18 protein-coding genes are annotated in these 17,312 nt (G+C 71.3%); 12 read left to right on the top strand and 6 right to left on the bottom strand.

What is annotated here, in order from left to right:
• Nucleotides 1–53 precede the first annotated feature (53 nt).
• From L1857_RS34355 to L1857_RS34320, 8 genes are all read left to right on the top strand, one after another.
• Nucleotides 54–848 (top strand): class I SAM-dependent methyltransferase, encoded by a 795-nt coding sequence (locus tag L1857_RS34355; RefSeq protein WP_116110873.1) that lies wholly within the window; start codon nucleotides 54–56, stop codon nucleotides 846–848.
• Nucleotides 849–890: 42 nt separating this feature from the next.
• Nucleotides 891–1,235 carry a LapA family protein gene (locus tag L1857_RS34350; protein WP_094005716.1) on the top strand — a complete coding sequence of 115 codons (345 nt, stop codon included), beginning with the start codon at nucleotides 891–893 and terminating at the stop codon, nucleotides 1,233–1,235.
• Nucleotides 1,236–1,268: 33 nt separating this feature from the next.
• Nucleotides 1,269–2,045, top strand: a complete 777-nt coding sequence (locus tag L1857_RS34345) for an Abi-alpha family protein (RefSeq protein ID WP_116110872.1) — start codon at nucleotides 1,269–1,271, stop codon at nucleotides 2,043–2,045.
• Between the two features lie 209 nt (nucleotides 2,046–2,254).
• Nucleotides 2,255–2,755, top strand: a complete 501-nt coding sequence (gene ectA, locus L1857_RS34340; RefSeq protein WP_162830505.1) for a diaminobutyrate acetyltransferase — start codon at nucleotides 2,255–2,257, stop codon at nucleotides 2,753–2,755.
• Between the two features lie 68 nt (nucleotides 2,756–2,823).
• Entirely contained in the window at nucleotides 2,824–4,077 is a 1,254-nt protein-coding gene (gene ectB / locus L1857_RS34335; protein ID WP_094005718.1) for a diaminobutyrate--2-oxoglutarate transaminase, read from the top strand.
• A gap of 22 nt (nucleotides 4,078–4,099) precedes the next feature.
• Complete coding sequence (locus tag L1857_RS34330) at nucleotides 4,100–4,513, top strand: ectoine synthase (RefSeq protein ID WP_020416992.1); 414 nt, start codon at nucleotides 4,100–4,102, stop codon at nucleotides 4,511–4,513.
• A 66-nt stretch (nucleotides 4,514–4,579) separates the two neighbouring features.
• Nucleotides 4,580–5,473 carry an ectoine hydroxylase gene (gene thpD, locus L1857_RS34325; protein WP_369806799.1) on the top strand — a complete coding sequence of 298 codons (894 nt, stop codon included), beginning with the start codon at nucleotides 4,580–4,582 and terminating at the stop codon, nucleotides 5,471–5,473.
• Between the two features lie 246 nt (nucleotides 5,474–5,719).
• Nucleotides 5,720–8,428, top strand: coding sequence for an AfsR/SARP family transcriptional regulator (locus L1857_RS34320; protein ID WP_249467290.1), 2,709 nt, complete (start codon nucleotides 5,720–5,722; stop codon nucleotides 8,426–8,428).
• Nucleotides 8,429–8,848: 420 nt separating this feature from the next.
• Here the strand turns inward: L1857_RS34320 and L1857_RS34315 are convergent, their stop codons facing one another.
• The 3 genes from L1857_RS34315 to L1857_RS34305 all read right to left on the bottom strand — a co-directional run bounded on the left by L1857_RS34315 (nucleotide 8,849) and on the right by L1857_RS34305 (nucleotide 11,394).
• Nucleotides 8,849–9,727 carry a hypothetical protein gene (locus tag L1857_RS34315; RefSeq protein ID WP_198958241.1) on the bottom strand — a complete coding sequence of 293 codons (879 nt, stop codon included), beginning with the start codon at nucleotides 9,725–9,727 and terminating at the stop codon, nucleotides 8,849–8,851.
• A gap of 2 nt (nucleotides 9,728–9,729) precedes the next feature.
• Complete coding sequence (locus tag L1857_RS34310; protein WP_162830506.1) at nucleotides 9,730–10,209, bottom strand: DUF6932 family protein; 480 nt, start codon at nucleotides 10,207–10,209, stop codon at nucleotides 9,730–9,732.
• 381 nt (nucleotides 10,210–10,590) lie between these two features.
• Nucleotides 10,591–11,394 carry an SGNH/GDSL hydrolase family protein gene (locus L1857_RS34305; protein ID WP_167481460.1) on the bottom strand — a complete coding sequence of 268 codons (804 nt, stop codon included), beginning with the start codon at nucleotides 11,392–11,394 and terminating at the stop codon, nucleotides 10,591–10,593.
• 220 nt (nucleotides 11,395–11,614) lie between these two features.
• Between L1857_RS34305 and L1857_RS34300 the strand changes: the two genes are divergently transcribed.
• The gene (locus tag L1857_RS34300) at nucleotides 11,615–12,268 is read left to right on the top strand and encodes a DUF3159 domain-containing protein (protein ID WP_249467287.1); all 654 of its coding nucleotides are present in this window, start codon (nucleotides 11,615–11,617) and stop codon (nucleotides 12,266–12,268) included.
• A 107-nt stretch (nucleotides 12,269–12,375) separates the two neighbouring features.
• Here the strand turns inward: L1857_RS34300 and L1857_RS34295 are convergent, their stop codons facing one another.
• Both L1857_RS34295 and L1857_RS34290 read right to left on the bottom strand, forming a co-directional pair.
• Complete coding sequence (locus L1857_RS34295) at nucleotides 12,376–13,290, bottom strand: N-acetylglucosamine kinase (protein WP_116110869.1); 915 nt, start codon at nucleotides 13,288–13,290, stop codon at nucleotides 12,376–12,378.
• A complete protein-coding gene (locus tag L1857_RS34290) occupies nucleotides 13,287–14,294 on the bottom strand; it encodes an SIS domain-containing protein (protein WP_094005783.1) in 1,008 nt (335 codons plus the stop codon). The genes L1857_RS34295 and L1857_RS34290 overlap by 4 nt, the downstream gene beginning before the upstream one ends.
• A gap of 127 nt (nucleotides 14,295–14,421) precedes the next feature.
• Here L1857_RS34290 and L1857_RS34285 point away from each other — a divergent pair, with 127 nt between their 5' ends.
• Together L1857_RS34285 and L1857_RS34280 are read left to right on the top strand one after the other, a co-directional pair.
• Nucleotides 14,422–15,150, top strand: coding sequence for a GntR family transcriptional regulator (locus tag L1857_RS34285; RefSeq protein ID WP_094005725.1), 729 nt, complete (start codon nucleotides 14,422–14,424; stop codon nucleotides 15,148–15,150).
• A gap of 169 nt (nucleotides 15,151–15,319) precedes the next feature.
• On the top strand, nucleotides 15,320–16,222 hold the full coding sequence (locus L1857_RS34280; protein WP_205413260.1) for a hypothetical protein: 903 nt from the start codon (nucleotides 15,320–15,322) through the stop codon (nucleotides 16,220–16,222).
• A 132-nt stretch (nucleotides 16,223–16,354) separates the two neighbouring features.
• Here L1857_RS34280 and L1857_RS34275 read toward each other — a convergent pair whose 3' ends face one another.
• Complete coding sequence (locus tag L1857_RS34275) at nucleotides 16,355–16,588, bottom strand: hypothetical protein (RefSeq protein WP_116110868.1); 234 nt, start codon at nucleotides 16,586–16,588, stop codon at nucleotides 16,355–16,357.
• An 80-nt stretch (nucleotides 16,589–16,668) separates the two neighbouring features.
• On the opposite strand from L1857_RS34275, the gene L1857_RS34270 reads away from it, so the two are divergent.
• Nucleotides 16,669–17,253: a TetR/AcrR family transcriptional regulator gene (locus L1857_RS34270; RefSeq protein WP_116110917.1), complete on the top strand. Its 585-nt coding sequence runs from the start codon at nucleotides 16,669–16,671 to the stop codon at nucleotides 17,251–17,253.
• Nucleotides 17,254–17,312 lie beyond the last annotated feature (59 nt).

The raw sequence follows: 17,312 nt of genomic DNA, 5'->3' as shown, positions 1-17,312 counted from the left end.
ACACCACACTTCCATCACCGAATCAATCACTGATTGACCGGCACAATCGAGGCATGGCGGACGCGGTGCGCAGGTGGTCGGAGCAGCTGGCCGGCTGGGCGATCCCGGAGCACATCCTGTCCGCGGCCCCGGAATCGCCCTGGTTCGTGCCGCCGCGGGCGTTCGCGCGCCGCGCCGACCGCCTCATCGCCGGACCCGCCACCCCGACCCACGACGCGGTTCTCGCGGCCCTTCCGGGTTCCGTGCTCGACGTGGGCGCGGGGGCGGGCGCGGCGAGCCTGCCCTGCGCGCGAGCCATCACGCGGGTCACGGCGGTGGACACCAACGCCCGCCTGCTCGCCGAGTTCGCCAACCGCGCGAAAGCGCTGTCCGTGCCCTGCACGACGATCGAGGGGCGGTGGCCGGACGTCGAGGCCGAACCCGCCGACGTCGTGGTCTGCGCCCACGTCCTCTACAACGCCCCCGACCTGGCGCCGTTCGCCGGCGCGCTGACCGCCCACGCGCGCCGCCGGGTGGTCGTCGAACTCGCCGCCGTCCACCCGATGACCAGCCTGAACCCGTTGTGGCGGCGGTTCCACGGCATCGCGCGCCCGGACGGCCCGACGGCCGACGACGCCGTCGCCGCGCTGCGCGAACTCGGCGTCGAGCCGGAGATCGTGCGGTGGCACCAGCACGCGAAGCCGGAGTACCAGCGCTTCGACGAGCTGGTCGACGTCACCCGCCGCCGGTTGTGCCTGCCCCCGGACCGCGCCGGTGAAGTGGCCGAAGCGCTGCGCGGCGCACCCGACTTCGGTTCCGCGGGTCGCGATGTGGTCACGCTCAGCTGGCCGGTTGGCCGTTCCGTGTGATTTCGACCTGCGGAGACCTTCGCACCCGAGCACAATCGGTGTATGACTCACGCGCAGGGGGACGAACCGGTCACCGGCACCCCGCCCCAGCCGCCCGTGGCGGAGCCCGCGCCCGCGAAGCCGGTCAAGATCAAACGGACCCGGGTCAGCGGCACCTGGGTCGCGATCATCGTCGCGCTGATCATCCTGGTGTTCCTGCTGATCTTCATCCTGCAGAACCTGGCCTCGACGACGGTGGCCTTCCTCGGCATGGAGGGCAGCATGCCGCTGGCCGTGGCCATGCTGTTCTCCGCGATCGCCGGCGCGCTGCTGGTCGCACTGGTCGGTGGCGCGCGCATCGTCCAGCTGCGGAAGGCGACGCGGAAGGCGAACAAGGCTCTGCGCTGATCCGGCCGTACCATCATCCCGGGAAACGGGGTGATGTGGTTGACCAGCGAGAACCTGCCGAGTTCGCCGGAGGGTGGCGACGAGAACCTGCTGCGCCGCGCGGGACGGCTCGCCGGGTGGGCCGCGCGCACCGGGTTCACGATCGGACGCCGTCTGCCGTTGCCCGGCCTCGAACTGGCTGGTGAGGGGCTGCGGCAGGTCGAGCGGCAGGTCCTGACCGGCCTGCGCCGCCGTCTCGACGAGGTCGACGACCCGTACGTGGTCGCGCTGAGCGCGGCCGGCTCCGAGCACACCCCCAACGGCGCCGGCGAACTGGTGCCGGTGCGGGAACCGCTGCGCGCCGCGATGAAGGAGCTGCTCGACCGGTCCGTGGGCTTCGGCCGGGAGCAGGCCCGCGAGTACCTCTACGCGACCGTGCTGCGCCAGCTCACCCCGGACGAGGCCCGCATCGTCGCCACGCTCGCCAGCGGCACCGCGTTCCCTGTGATCGACGTCACCGAGCGCGGATTCGGTGGCGGCCGGACGATCTTGCGCAACGCCTCGACGGTAGGCAAGACGGCCGGTGTCACGCTGCCCGACGAGGTGCCCGGCTACCTGACCCGGCTGGCCGGGTTCGGCCTGGTCGAGCTGGACGCCGAATCCGCCGAGCTGGAATCGCAGTACGAGATCCTGGCCACCGAGGACCTGGTCCGCACGGCCGTGAAATCGGCCCGGCGGGCACGGCTGGTGCGGCGCACGGTTCGCCTGTCGCGGTTCGGCGTCCGCTTCTGGGCGGCGTGCGATCCCGGCGAGTGGACTCGCATCCTGTGAGCGCTGCCACTACCGTGTAACGGACGGCGCGCATCGAGCGCTCTACGTGATAAGGCCCCGCCCAGGCTGGGGCCATACCACACCTGGGCTCCGCAGCGCCAGCTTCCTGTTGTCATTCTCACGTGTGTTTCGCCGTTGTTGCAGGTAGTTCGCCTGCCCGGTCCGCGATGCGCTGAACGACCCAAACAACTCTGTTAGGTTGTTTTGACATGTCCGGAAAGCACTTGATCGAAAATCCGACCAAGGCCGACGGGGCTGCGCTTTGGCGAATCGCACGCGATTCGCAGAAGCTCGATCTCAACTCGCCTTATGCATATCTGTTGTGGTGCCGCGATTTCGCCGACACCTCGGTGGTGGCGCGGGTGGACGGTGACGCGGTCGGATTCGTGATCGCTTATCGCCGTCCCTCGGCGCCGGACACCGCGCTCGTCTGGCAGGTCGCCGTCGATGCGTCGCAACGCGGGCAGGGGCTGGCCGGAGCCCTGCTCGACAACCTGTTCACGCGGCTGGTGGCCGACGGGGTGCGACACCTGGAGACCACCATCACGCCCGACAACAAAGCGTCCATCCGCCTGTTCACCTCATTCGCCGAGCGATGGGGCGCGGAGCTGGAGTGCACCGAGCTGTTCGGCTCGGCGGACTTTCCGGACGACGGCACGCGGCACGAGCCGGAAGACCTTTACCGAATCGGCCCGCTGAGCCCCAGATAACGCCGGAATTGGGCGAGGACGCCCGTGCGATCAGCTGTCGACAAGCACCAGTGAGGGGAAAACCCAAAGTGAGCATCTTCGAAAAGCTCGAATCCGAAGTGCGCAGCTACAGCCGGGGATGGCCGGTCGTGTTCGACCGCGCGCAGGGCAGCCGCCTCTACGGCGAGGACGGGCGCCCGTACCTCGACTTCTTCGCCGGCGCCGGGGCGCTGAACTACGGCCACAACAACCCCGTGCTCAAGAAGGCGCTGATCGACTACATCGAGCGCGACGGCGTCACGCACGCGCTCGACATGTTCACCGTCGCCAAGCGCGACCTGCTCGAGACGCTCGACGAGAAGATCCTCAAGCCGCGCGAGCTGGACTACAAGGTCATCTTCCCCGGCCCGGGCGGCGCCAACGCCGTCGAAGCCGCGCTGAAGCTGGCCCGCAAGGTGACCGGCCGCGAGTCGGTCATCAACTTCACCAACGCCTTCCACGGCATGACGATCGGCGCGCTGTCGGTCACCGGCAACTCGATGAAGCGCCACGGCGCCGGCATCCCGCTGGTGCACGCCACGCCGATGCCCTACGACCAGTACTTCGACGGCGCCTACCCGGACTTCCTGTACTTCGAGCGGCTGCTCCAGGACTCCGGCAGCGGGCTCAACGAGCCGGCCGCGGTGATCGTGGAGACCGTGCAGGGCGAGGGCGGCATCAACGCCGCCGGCCTGGAGTGGCTGCGCGGCCTGTCCGACCTGTGCAAGCGGCACGACATCCTGCTGATCGTCGACGACGTGCAGATGGGCTGCGGCCGCACCGGCCCGTTCTTCAGCTTCGAGGACGCCGGCATCAAGCCGGACATCGTCTGCCTGTCCAAGTCGCTGTCCGGCTACGGGATCCCGATGGCGCTCACCCTGATCCGCCCGGACCTCGACGTCTGGGAGCCGGGCGAGCACAACGGCACGTTCCGCGGCATCAGCCCGGCGTTCGTCACCGCCGCCGAGGCGATGCGCACCTACTGGAGCGACGACGAGCTGGAGAAGTCGGTCCGGGCCAAGGGCGAGCGCATCGGCGCGGCGCTGCAGGGCCTGGTCGACGCCTACCCCGACGCGCAGCTGACCGCCAAGGGCCGTGGCCTGGCCCGCGGTCTGGAGTTCCAGAACGGGGAACTCGCCGGCAAGGTCTGCGCCGCCGCGTTCGAACGCGGCCTGCTCATGGAGACCTCCGGGCCGGACGGCGAGGTGGTGAAGCTGCTGCCGCCGCTGACGCTCACGGACGCCGAGGTCGGCGAGGGGCTGGAGATCATCGACGCCTCCGTCAAGGCCGTGCTCGGTAAGTAGAAGAACGAGAAGGGGAAAAGTTTTGATCGTCCGGACCCTCGACGAGATCACCGACACCGACGCCGACATCAAGACGCCGAACTGGCGCTCGAAGCGGATCATCCTGGCCAAGGAGAAGGTCGGCTTCTCGGTGCACGAGACCACGCTGTACGCGGGGACCGTCAACGACTTCTGGTACGCCAACCACATCGAGGCGGTCTTCGTCTACGAGGGCGAAGGCGAGATCACCAACAAGGCGACCGGCGAGACGTTCCAGCTCAAGCCGGGTTCCCTGTACCTCCTCAACGACCACGACAAGCACCAGGTCCGCCCGAAGACCGACATGAAGACCGTGTGCGTCTTCAACCCGCCGGTCACCGGCCGGGAGGTGCACGACGAGAACGGCGTGTACCCGCTGGTCGTCGAGGAGGACGAGGCGGACGAGAAGTCCGCCTGAGCCACCACGGAGCGAGGCCCCTACCGAAAGGCAACGCATAAAAGGAGGCGAACCGATTTGACGATCATGGAAACCGGTGTCGAGGACAGTTACCCGACCAGGGTTCCCGTCCCGGCCGAGCCCTTCGATCGTGTCGACCCGACTGTCTGGGGCAGCGAGGCCGACGGTCCGATCGATGCGGCGACACTCGCTTCGCACGACGCGAAGGGGTACCACATCGTCGAGGGCCTGCTGTCGCCCGCCGAAGTGCAGGGCTACTGGCAAGAGCTCGTCCGGCTCTCCAGCGACGAGCAGCTGAAGGCCGACGAGCGGGTCATCACCGAGAAGAAGACCGGCAGCGTCCGGTCCATCTTCGAGGTGCACAAGATCAGCGAGCTGATCGCCGAACTCGTGCGCGACCCCCGCGTCCTCGACCGGGCCCGGCAGATCCTCGGCTCCGAGGTGTACATCCACCAGAGCCGGGTGAACTACATGCCGGGCTTCAAGGGCACCGGGTTCTACTGGCACTCCGACTTCGAGACCTGGCACGCCGAGGACGGCATGCCGCGGCCTCGGGCGGTGAGCTGCTCGATCGCGCTGACCGACAACTACCCCTTCAACGGCGGCCTGATGGTCATGCCGGGTTCGCAGCGGACGTTCGTCCCGTGCGTCGGCGAAACCCCGGAGGACTACTACAAGTCGTCGCTGAAGGAGCAGGAGATCGGCGTTCCCAGCGAGAACGACATCACCAAGCTCGCCGCGGAGTACGGGATCGACCAGTTCACCGGGCCGGCCGGCTCGGCGCTGTGGTTCGACTCCAACATCATGCACGGGTCCGGCAACAACATCACGCCGTACCCGCGCTCGAACATCTTCCTGGTGTTCAACAGCGTCGAGAACGCGCTCGTCGAGCCGTACGCGGCGACGAAGCCCCGGCCGACCTTCATCGGCAGCCGGGACTTCACGCCTGTGACGCGATAGACACCGGAAGAAGTGCGGGTCGGGTGTAGCCGGTTCATCGCGCCCTGTTACAGTGCCGCCACTGCGAACGGCGGCAGCATGGGTCTTCCTTGCTCGGGGTGAATCCCGTGTGACGCCGGTAGCGATGGGCGAGGCGAACCCGGCCCCGTCACTTGTTTCACCGAGTGCGGCCCCGCACCATCAGATCGGGACTGATGGTGCGGGGCCGTACTCGTTTCCTCCGGCGCGGTGCTCGGGGAGGGGCCTGTGCTCAAGGGTTTGCGCATCCAGCTGCTCGGTCCCGTCCAGCTCTTCGCCGGCGACCGGCCGGTGCCGATCGGCGGGCCGGGGGCGCGCGGGCTGCTCGCGATCCTGGCGCTGAGCCCGAACCGCGTCGTCGCGCTCGACGACCTGATCGACGCGCTGTGGCACCACGACCCGCCGCCGACGGCGCGGACGATCGTGCACGGCAACGTCTCCCAGCTGCGCCGGGCACTGCGGTCGGTCGACGCGCCGGAGGCCCGGATCGACACCGCCGCGCCCGGCTACCGGCTGACCGTCGACCCGCTGCTGGTCGACGTGCACCGCGCCCGCGCGCTGTTCGAGCGCGCCGAGGCGGCGCCGCTCGGCGAACGTGCCGCGTTGCTGGCCGAGGCGTGGGCCCTGTGGCAGGGGCCGGAGCTGGGCGGGGTGCCGGTGCGCGCGCCCGAGCTGGCGGAGCTGCGGATCGCGGTGCACGGCGCCCGGGTCGACGCCGACCTGGCGCTGGGCCGGCACGAGGAGCTGATCACCGAGCTGACCACGATCGTCCGGGACGATCCGCGGCGCGAGCGGACCGTGGGCCAGCTGATGCGCGCGCTGTACTACTCGGGTCGCCGGGCCGACGCGCTCGAGGTCTACCGGGAGGCGGCGCGGGTGGCGTCGGAGAAGCTCGGCCTCGACCCCGGGCCGGACCTGCGCGCGCTGCACTCGCACGTGTTGCACGACGACCTGGCGCCGGTGGTGTCGGCGATCGACGTGACCCGGGTGGTGCCGCGCCAGCTGCCGCCCGCGGTGCCGATGCTGGCCGGGCGGGCCGCGGACCTGGCGTGGCTGGACGGTGCCGGCGCGGTCGGGGTGATCACCGGGCCGCCCGGGATCGGCAAGAGCGCGCTCGCGGTGTCGTGGGCGCACCGGGCGGCTTCGCGGTTTCCGGACGGGGTCCTGTTCGCCGCGCTGCGCGGGTTCGACGCGCCGGTGCCGGTGGCGGAGGTGCTGGCGCGGTTCCTGCTCGGGCTCGGGGTGCCGGCGGCCGAGGTGCCGGAGCCGGAGGGGGAGCGGCTGGCGCTGTACCGGTCGCTGGCCGGCGGGCGGCGGATGCTGGTGGTACTCGACGACGCGCGGTCGGCCGAACAGGTGCGGCCGTTGCTGCCGCCGGGGCCGGGCTCGGTCGCGGTGGTGACCTCGCGGGCGCGGCTGGACGGGCTGACCGTGTCGCACGGGGCGCGGGTCCGGGCGCTGGAGCCGTTGGCGCGGCGGGACTCGGTGCGGCTGATCGCGGATGTCGCCGGTGGGGCGTTCGCGGAGTACCACTCGCGGGTGGCGGGGTTGTGCGGGGACCTGCCGCTCGCGTTGCGGATCGCGGGGGCGCGGCTGGCGGCCGGCCCGGCGTGGACGGTGCCGGAGTTCGTGGCCGAGCTGGCGAGCGAGCGGACGCGGCTGGCGGCGCTGGACGTGGACGACGCCGGGGTGCGAGCGACGCTGGACGTGTCGGTGCGGGGGTTGCCGGACGAGGTCGCGGCGATGTTCCGGGCGCTGGGGGCGTTTCCCGGGCCGACGGTCGGACCGTTCGTGGCGGCGGCGTTGTGCGGGGTGCCGGTCGCGGAGGCGCGGCGGCGGTTGCGGGTGCTGGCGGCGCACCACCTGCTGACCGAGAGCGGGCCGGAGGTGTTCACGCGGCACGACCTGGTGCGGTTGTACGCGCACGAACTGGCGGATTCGTCGGGGCTGTCGCGGGCGGTGCGGTACTACCAGGCGGCGGCCGACGCGGCGCGGCGGCGGTTGTTGCGGGTCGTGGACCCGCTGGACTTTTCTGCTGTTGCGGTGCCGGTGCCTTCGCTGGAGGGCTTCGACGACGCGCTGGCGTGGTTCGTGGCTGAGTGGCCGAACCTCTTGGCCGTGCTGGAGGCCGCGGCGGCGGCCGGGCTGGACGAGGACGTCTGGCGGCTGGCGCGGGTGGCGCACACGTACCGGGTGGTGCGCCCGCTGTGGGGCGAGTGGCAGCGGCTGGTGGCGCTGGGGATGGCGGCGGCTCGGGCGTGCGGCGGTGCCGAGGCGCGGTTCTGGATGCTGATCTCGCGTTGTGCGATGTCGCTGACGTTCGACCTGGGTGCGGCGTCGCTGGTGGACGCGGCCGAGGCGTTGTCGATCGCGGCGGACGAGCGGAGCCACACCTGCGCGATGATCCACCTGGGGTGCGCGCTGAACAGCGTGGGCCGGCACGACGAGGCGGTGGAGTGCCTGACGAAGGCGGTGGCGGCCGCGGGTTCGGACGAGCTGCGGGGGCAGGCGCTGGCGAACTGCGCGGAGGCGGAGAAGGCGCGGGGCAGGTATGCCGAGGCGATCGCGCACCAGCTGTCGTCGCTGGAGATCGACCGCCGTCTCGGGGACGACAGTTATGTGGTGGTGTCGCTGAACAACCTGGCGGAGTCGTATTTCGGGCTCGGTGATGCCGGGATGGCGGCGTCGTACGCGGCCGAGGCGGTGGACCTGGCGGCCCGGCGGGGATTCCTGTTGCAGGAGGCCGTCGGACGGCTGACGCTCGGCCGGGTGTGCCGCCGCCGAGGCGATCTCGAGGAGGCGCGGTTGCAGGTCGGGCTGGCGGCGGAGCTGTACCAGCGGGTGGGCCCCGGGCTGCCTGCCGAGGTGGCCCGGGAGCTGGAGGAGCTGGGCCTGCCCGCCGAGGCGCCCAGCACGGATGCCGCTGGTGAGGCCTGAGGTTGCTCCCCCGATCGGCCAATCGAACTGACGCTTTCGAGTAGAAGAAACCCCGCACTTAGCGAATCCTTAGCGATGGATCTTGCCGAGGGCGTATGGTGCCGCTTGGCTGTCTGGCGCAGTGGGGGAGCGCCAGACGGCCGTCTCGCTTCCGCTGGACGGCCCTGTCGTTGACCCGCGCGCGGACGAATGGTCCATTCACCCGGCGGCGATCACCAGAACCAGCGACGGGTACCAGCCACCGGGCTCCCGGGCCCCCGAGCACAGCTACCTGGCTTTCCGGGCGCCAGCCACCCGGTCCCGCTGGCGCCAGCCGGGAGCCCCGGGGGCGCTAGCCGACAGCCCCCGCTGGCACCTGCCACCCAACCACCGGGCCGCCGGCCCCTACGGGCACCGAGCGCCAGGACTGCCCCCTGGGAGTCACTGGTCGAACAGGTTCACTTCCGGCGTGATCTCCAGCAGCTCGTGCACCGGGCGGCCGCGGCGGCCGTCGATCGTTGTTGTGCGCACCACGCGTAGCCGGGCGGTCACCGGGCGGTCCAGGTTCTCCTTGATCTGGTCCAGCAGGTCCGGCGCCACCGCTCCCTGGATCGTCCCCCCGGACTCGCGCTCCAGGTAGAAGATCCGGCGGCGCGTGCGGACCCCGTCCAGGCGGCCGGACACCGTCTCGTAGCCGACCTCTTCGCGCGACTCCCGCAGGCTGTTGTGCAGCACCTTCGCCTGGTCGGTCGTCATGCTGCGCGTCACGTCCTCGCCGGCCGTCGGGGTCAGCTGCAGCCCGATGCCGGTGTTCTTCACGACCGCGCTGACGATGTCGCTCACCGCGTTGCGCACCGTGTCCCGCTGGAGCAGCACCGCGTCCAGGGCGCCGTCGTCGGAACCGTTCGCCGGCAGGAAATCGCACAGTTCCTTCACCGCGCGCTCGGACAGCGTCTCGATCCCGTCGTGGATCAACGCGTCGTCCGGCGCCGGCTCGGGGAAGCCGAAGAAGATCGTGTTGCCCGCCTGCCCGCGCTGGATCAGCGGCGCCTTGTCCCGGTCGGCCTGCTGGACGTAGGTGATCTCACCCTGCGGGTTGCGGATGATGTGCCCGACCTTCGCCGTCGCGTCCTGCAGCGCCCGGCTGATGTCGGAGAACGTGTACGCGTCCAGGTTCGTCGGCCCCAGCATCGACACCCGCAGCAACGGCGACCGCGCCGTGCGCTCGAACTTCGCGTGCGCGGCCATCGCCGATGCGCGCGCCAGGTCGTCGAGCCACGTGCCGCCCGGGATCTCGTCGGCGATCCGGCGGAAGTCCATCATCACCACACCACCTCGGGGAACCCGCGGCGCCCCTCGTAGGACCAGGTGTTCGCCCACGTTTCCTCGTCACCGGGGAAGCACAGGAACCCGTCCAGCAAACCGCCGACGGGTTGTACCTGATCGAGGTACATCGCGGGCTGCCCGACGATGACCCCGCGCAGGGTCAGCAACCCGTACAGCGAATCCCGCACCCGGCCCGTCATGCGCTTGAGACCGCCCCAGTCGTCCGGGAGCAGCACGACGTCGAGCCCGCTGGGCACGTCCGGGGTGCGCGTGATGAACTGCCCGCCGATCCACGCGCGCCCGCTCGGGATGATGCGGGCGACCGCGCCGAGATAGCTGTTGAGGGCGCTGAACAGGATCTCGCGGGCGTTCTGGTGCGGCGCGTCGAAGACGAGACGTTCGTAGATGTCGGCCACGTCCGCCGGAAGCCGCCCAGGCGGCAAAACCCCCTCCGGGGTCCAATGGGGCAGCGGCATGCCCAGAAACTATCAGCGACGCGCGGCGTCTCCATTGAGGGTGGTGGTGGCTGACGGGTGGGCTCTCGGTGGGGCGCCGCGTTTCCGTTGAGGGTGGTGGTTGGGCCGTCAGCGAGGCGCCGGGTCTCTGGTGAGGGTGGTGATGGGTCACGGGTGGGCGCCCGGGGCGGCGTCGCGGCGATGGCCGATGGGCGGGCACTCGGCGAGGCGTGGCTGGGCGGCGCGTGGATTGTTGAGCGCGCGGTGTCCGTCTGGAGGCGACGGGTGGGTGCGCGCCGAGACGAGGTCGGGTTTCTCGATCGCGCGTGGGCACCGCCATTCACCCGCGCACGGCGAAACGGCGGGGCGAACGAATCGCCCCGCCGAGGGAGCCGGCTTGCCTCAACTCGCCGGGGCGCGGTCCTCCGATACGGGGGGCCGCGCCACGAACGGGGTCAGCTGCGGGCGCTTCGGGGACAACCCGTCGCCCATCGACTCGCCGCGTAGCTGGCGCCGGATCCACGGCAGCAGGTGCGTCTTCGTCCACGCCAGGTCCGATCGCCGCATCGCGATCCAGTCCGCGCGCGTCTCCGTGAGCGGCCACGGCTCGCGCCAGTCCTCGGCCGTCGGCACGCCCAGCACCTCCGCCGCGCGCAACGCGATCCGCCGGTGACCCTCGGCCGTGAAGTGCAACCTGTCGTCGCTCCAGGCGCGCGGGTCGTGCAGCGGGTCCATCGCCCACAGGTCGACGATCTTGGCGCCGTGCCGGAGCGCGCTCGTCCACAGGTGCGCGTTGTAGATGCCGATCTTGCCGCGCAGCACGCTCATCACCGGCAGGTGCTTGGTGTCCGGCCCGTTGAACACGAGCACGTCGATCCCCGCCGCGCGCAGCTTGCCGATCACCTCGTCCAGCTGGGCCGCGATCTCGTCCACGTCCGAACCGGGCACGATCACGTCGTTGCCCCCGGCGCACAACGTCACGAGATCGGGTTTGAGATCGAGAGCGAGGGGAACCTGCTCTTCGATGATTTCGGCGAGCATCTTCCCCCGCAACGCCAGGTTGGCGTATTGGAAGCCGGGTTGTCCTTCGGCCAGGATCTCGGCGAGCCGGTCGGCCCAGCCTCGGAAGGTCCCGTCCGGGTTGAAGTCGTTGAGACCTTCGGTGAAGCTGTCACCCAGTGCGACATAGCTGTCGTACGCACGCACGCTGCCGTCCCCTTTCGCCAGCACCTGTTGATCGCCCCTAGAACAACTCAGCAGGATGCACCTGTAGTCCCGACCTACGCCACCGTCGGTTCAGAGCAAGGTCACAGTCTCTTACGTTGTCGGCCTCCTGAGCTTCCTTATTACCGCTCTTCGCCGGATGGTGTGGCGAAGATCTCGATGGTAGCTGCCCCCACCGACAGTTTTGGGGCACGCTGTAAGGGTGACCGAACAAGCCACGCCGCAGCGGGAGTCCCTGGGCAGCATCCTCGGTGGGCGCAAGGGCGCGATCGACGCGAGCCTGCCGCCGCTGGCGTTCGTGGTCGGCTGGCTGGTCGCGGGGAACTCGATCGCCTGGGGCGCGGCCGCGGCGATCGCCACCGCTGTCGTGGTGGGCGTGCTCCGTCTGACCCGCGGCGACAAGGCGCGCGCCGTCGTGGTCAGCCTCGCGGCGGTGATCGTGGCCGCGCTGATCGCGCTGCACACCGGTCGCGCCCAGGACTTCTTCCTCATCCAGGTGCTGTCCAACGTCGCCAGCGCGTTGCTGTGGGTGACCAGCGTCGTCGTCCGGTGGCCCCTGCTGGGTGTCGTGGTCGGGCTGCTGCTCGGCCAGAAGACCCGCTGGCGCACGGACCCCGACCTGATGCGCGCCTACTCGCGGGCGAGCCTGGTGTGGTCGCTGCAGTACGTGCTGCGCGTGGTCGTCTACCTGCCGCTGTGGTGGGCGGGCGAGCTGGTCGCGCTGGGCGTCGCGCGCACGGTCCTGACCTGGCCGTTGCAGGCGCTGACGATCGCGGTGAGCGGCTGGGTGCTGTACCGGACGCTGCCGAAGGAGCACCCGGGGCTGCGGGTCGTGCGGGGACCGGGGCGCGAGTAAGAGCCCCCGGCGAGGGGGAGGTCCGGGGGCCGTCCACACCGTACGCCCGGTGGCGCACCTGGGCATTCGTGCTGCGCGCACGAAAAATGTCCGGTTCTTTGGTCCGGTCAGGCCGGGCGGTGTGCCGCGGCCTCCCCGAACGCCTCCACCGCGGCCAGCCAGGCCGCCCCGAACACGCCGTCCGAGCTGGTCCGGACCTCGAGCCCGGCCAGCTTCGCCCGCACCCGCTCGCCCACCCGGCTGCCCTCGCCGAGCACGCTGCCGACCAGCACGACCGGCGTGTCCTCGCCCGGCTCGCGGGTCGCCAGCGCGGTCGCGACCAGCAGGTCCGCCGCGCGCTCGACGATGTCCGCGGCGGCCGGGTCGTCCACCGCGACCAGCGGCGCGAACCGGGCGAGGCGGACCGGCGGCTCGGCGTTGGCGACCGTGATCAGCCGCCGCCACGCGTACCTCCGGTCGGTCGCGTCGATCCCGGCCTCGGCGAGCACCGCGGTGGCCAGCGGGCCGAGGTCGCCGTCCCGGCCCAGCGCGGCCAGCGTGCCGCGCACGGCCTCCCGCCCCAGCCAGAACCCGGAGCCCTCGTCGCCGAGCAGCCAGCCGTAGCCACCCTCGGTCGCGACCATGCGGCGCTTGCGGATCCGGCCCGCGATCGAGCCGGTGCCGGCGATCAGCACCGTGCCGTCGGGCGCGTCGGTGGCGGAGGCGAACGCGACCTCGGCGTCGGTCAGGACCACCACCCGGTCCAGGCCCAGGTCCCGCCAGGTGGCGTCGAACAGGGCCGCGACCGCCGGGTCGGTCAGCTTCGAGGTGCCGGCCATGCCGATGACGCAAGCGCTTGCCCGGCCCGGGACCTCGGCCGCCGCGCGGATGGCCGCCGCGAGGTTGGCGACCGCCTCCGCCGGCGGGTGCGAGTTCGGGTTCGCGCCGCCCGCGCGCCCGGTGCCGAGCACCGTGCCGTCCGCGGCGACGGCCAGCGCGCGCGTGGACGTGCCACCCGCGTCGACGCCGAGGACGAACCTCATCGCGTCCGGGTCACCTTGTTCAGCCCGCGCGGGCGGTCCGGGTCGAAGCCGCGGGCCAGGGCCAGCCCGAGCGCGATCCGCTGCACCGGCAGCACCTCCAGCACTGGCGCGAGTTCCTCGGCCACGGACGGTACGGGGATGCGCACCGCGGCCGGCACCGCGTCGGCGGACGACCCGAGCGCCAGCACGTCGGCGCCCCGCTCGGCGACCGCGGCCAGCACGTCGCGCAGTGCCGCGCCGCCCCGCCCGGCGCCGGTGATGGCGAGGACCGCGGTCTCCTCGTCGACGGCGGCGACCGGCCCGTGCAGCAGGTCCGCGCCGCTGTACGCGCGGGCGGCGAGGTAGCTGGTCTCGGCGAGCTTGAGCGCCGACTCCAGCGCGGTGGCGTAGGAGTAGCCGCGGCCGGTGGTGATGATCCGGTCGACGAAGCGGTAGCGGTCCACGGCGCGGTGCACGTCGGCCTCCAGCGCCTGCCGGGCCAGCGGCTCGATCTCCGCGGCGGCCGAGCCGTCGCCACCCCGGACGGCGTCGATGAGCAGGTACAACGCGAGCAGCGTGGCCGAGTACGTCTTGGTCGCGGCCACCGCCGTCTCGGTGCCGGCCCCGATGTCGACGGCCAGCTCGGCGGCCCCGCCCAGCGGCGAGGCGGGCGTGTTGGTGACCGCGACGGTCAGCGCGCCCTGCTTGCGCGCGGTCTGGGTGAACTCGAGCAGGTCGGGCGAGCCGCCGCTCTGGCTGACCGACACCAGCAGCACGTCCCGCAGGTCGGGACGCGCGCCGTAGAGGGTCACCGTGGAGGGTGAGACGAGCCCGGCTGGCAGCCCGAGCAGGACCTCGATGAGGTATTTCGCGTACAGCGCCGCGTGGTCGCTGGAGCCGCGCGCGGCCAGCAGGGCGAACCGCGGCGGCCGCCGGGAGATGGCGGCCGCGACGTCGGCGATGTCCCCGCGGCGGGCCACCAGCCCACCCAGAACGGCGGGCTGTTCGGCGATTTCCGCGGCCATGTGCTGTCCGGGGTTGCTCATCCCTGATCCCTTCGGAGGTCTAGACCAATGCTACCCCGGGCGAGGTTCCATCCGGAAAGGGTAGTTTCATCCTGCGCCACGGGCGCGGTTCGAGGAGGAGTCGGTCATGTTGGAGTCAGCCACGCGCGGTCAGCGCGAACCGAAGTACTGGGCGTTGAAGCAGCATCTGCTCGACCTGCTGGAGACGATGCCGCCGGGTTCGCCGATTCCCACCGAACGCTCGCTGGCCACCGAGTTCGCGGTCTCCCGCACCACGGTGCGGCAGGCGCTGGCGGACCTGACCGCCGAGGGCAGGCTGCACCGGGTGCAGGGCAAGGGCACGTTCGCCGCCGAGCCGAAGCTGGCGCAGCGGCTGCAGCTGTCGTCGTACACCGAGGACATGCGGGCGAAGGGGCGCGAGCCGTCGTCGAAGCTGCTGGAGGTCGAGGAGCTGACGGCCGAGCCCGAGCTGGCGAAGCTGCTCGGCATCCGCAACGGCGCGAAGGTGCTGCGGATGCGCCGGCTCCGGCTGGCCGACGGCGAGCCGATGGCGCTGGAGACCACGCACCTGCCGCTCGGGCGGTTCCGTGGCCTGCGCAAACACGTGTCGGCCGGCGGTTCCCTGTACGCGGTGTTGCGGGAGCAGTACGGGGTGGAGATGGACAGCGCGGAGGAGACGATCGAGACCGCGCTGGCCGGGCCACAGGAGGCGGACCTGCTGGGCGCCGACGTCGGCACCCCGATGCTGCTGCTGTCGCGGCATTCGTTCGCCGCGGACGGCAAACCGGTCGAATTCGTGCGGTCGATCTACCGCGGTGACCGGTACAAGTTCGTGACCACGCTGCGGCGTCCGTAACTCCCGCAACATCCCTTGCCGTGTCAAGGGATCGTTAAGCCCGTCGTGTCCACTGTGGACGATGGAGGTGTCCTGCGTCACCTTCCGGCAACGCTGGGAGCATCTCAATCGACAAACACGTTGGACACGATGGGGTTAACACGAGAGGGAGAGCGAACACACCGCGATCATGACCGAGGAGAAGGAAGCAAGCGGCGAGAAGAAGACCGGGCTGTCTCCGGCGCAGGTGGTGGCGTCGGCGCTGGCCGCGGTGACGGCTGCCTTCCTGGGCTCCACCCTGGGCGTGGCGGGGACGGTCATCGGCGCCGGTGTCGCGAGCATCGTGACGACCGTGGGCGGCGAGGTCTACCTGCGGTCGCTGCGGCGTACGCGGCAGGCGGCGCGCAAGACCGCCGAGCTGCTGGCCGTGGCCGAGACCCGGCAGCAGACCAAGGTGGTCCCACCCGCCGTCGCACCGCGTTCGACGCACCCGTTGATCAGGCACCAGCAGCAGAACGGGACGACGGTCGCCAGACCGGCGGCCCAGCTCACCGACGTGCAGCGGACCCGGGTCATCCACCCGATCACGCCGCCGCTGTCGGGCACGACGCGCCGGATGCCGATCGCCGGGCAGGGTGGTTCCCGGGGTGGCGAGAAGACGGTGTTCATCCCGAAGCCGGTGGACCCGCCCGCGGCCGAAGAGGCGCCGCCGGCCGGGAAGAAGCCCTGGTGGAAGAGCCGGTGGACGCTCGCGGCGGCCACCAGCGTGGTCGCGTTCGTGGTCGGGATGCTGGCGATCACCAGCTTCGAGGCGGCGACCGGCAGCACGGTGTCCGGCGGGAACGGCACGACGCTGGGCCGGGTGGTCGGCGGCAGCGGCCCCGCCGAGAAGACGACCCCGCAGGTCTCGACGGTGACGGAGAGCTCCTCCGCGGACGAGCAGGCGCCGGCGAGCACCCGCAGCAGCGCGCCCACGACGTCCTCCAGCGCCGAAGAGACGCAATCGCCGGTGACGACCACGCCGAGCACCAGCGTGCAGGAGACCCCGTCGCAGGCGTCCGAGACCGCCACGACGGCGCCGAGCAGCCCGTAAGAGCCGAGACGGAGAAGGGCCCTTCGCGAGTTTTCGCGAAGGGCCCTTTTTCATCCCTCGTGGGCCACGGCCTCGGCGGGGGACGATCACCGGCGTCGCCAACCAGATCTCCGGCTTCGTCGCCCGGCTGGTCTACCTGACCGCGTTCTGCTGCGTCCGGCTGCGGGTGAGCGCCCAGATCAGCAGGACCGCGCCGGCCGTGCCGACCACGTAGTCGGACCAGCCTGGCAGTCCGGCCGCCCGGAGCAGCCCGGCGACGCCGAACGTGGTCTGCCACAGGGCGGCCGTGACGGCGGAGCCGAAGCCCTGGACGAACAGGAGTGTGCCGACTATCCAGCGCGCCCCCTGGGCCGTGCCGGTCTTCATGGTGCCTCCGATGGTTTCCGATGCGAGTGCATCGAAACGGTAGCACGATCCGATGCACTCGCATCGGTAAAGTGGGTGGCGTGCCCAGGAAGATCGACCACGAGGACCGGCGGCGGCGGATCGCGGACGCCGTCTGCGCGCTGATCGGCAGGCGCGGGCTGGAGGGGGTGAGCCTGCGCGAGGTGGCCGGCGAGGCGGGTGTGTCGATGGGCGCGGTGCAACGGTGTTTCAGCACCAAGGAGGACATGCTGGTCTTCGCGCAGGAGCACGTGAACCGGCGGATCACCGAGCGGGCGCAGGCCCGGATCGCGGGCTCCACATCGCCGATCAGGATGCTCGCGGAGACGCTGACGGCCATGCTCGCGGCCGACGACCTGGTGGAGGCGCGCGTGTGGATGGCGTTCACCGCGCAGTCGGCGGTGGACCCGGCGCTGGCGGAGGTGCAGCGCGGCCACTACGCCGGGCTGGCCGAACTGCTCGCCGTGTTGTTGCGCGCCGCGCAGGACGCGGGGCAGGTGCGGGCCGGCCTCGACGTGGCGGCGGAGGTGGAGACGCTCATCACCCTCGCGGACGGCCTCACGGTGCAGATCCTGCTCGGCCGCCGCACGGTGGCCTCGGCACGGGAGCAACTGCACACCCGCCTCGACGGGCTGCGGACGGCTTGAGCGCTGCGGGGGCTCGGCGCGCTGGTGGCCGCTGTTTGAGTGCAGACGCGGGAGGCCCC

Origin of the sequence: Amycolatopsis thermalba, assembly GCF_023376025.1 — a bacterium.
GTDB classification, from domain to species: Bacteria; Actinomycetota; Actinomycetes; order Mycobacteriales; family Pseudonocardiaceae; genus Amycolatopsis_E; species Amycolatopsis_E thermalba.
Note: the sequence above shows the minus strand (reverse complement) of the source record. Positions and strands in the feature narration are given on the sequence as shown.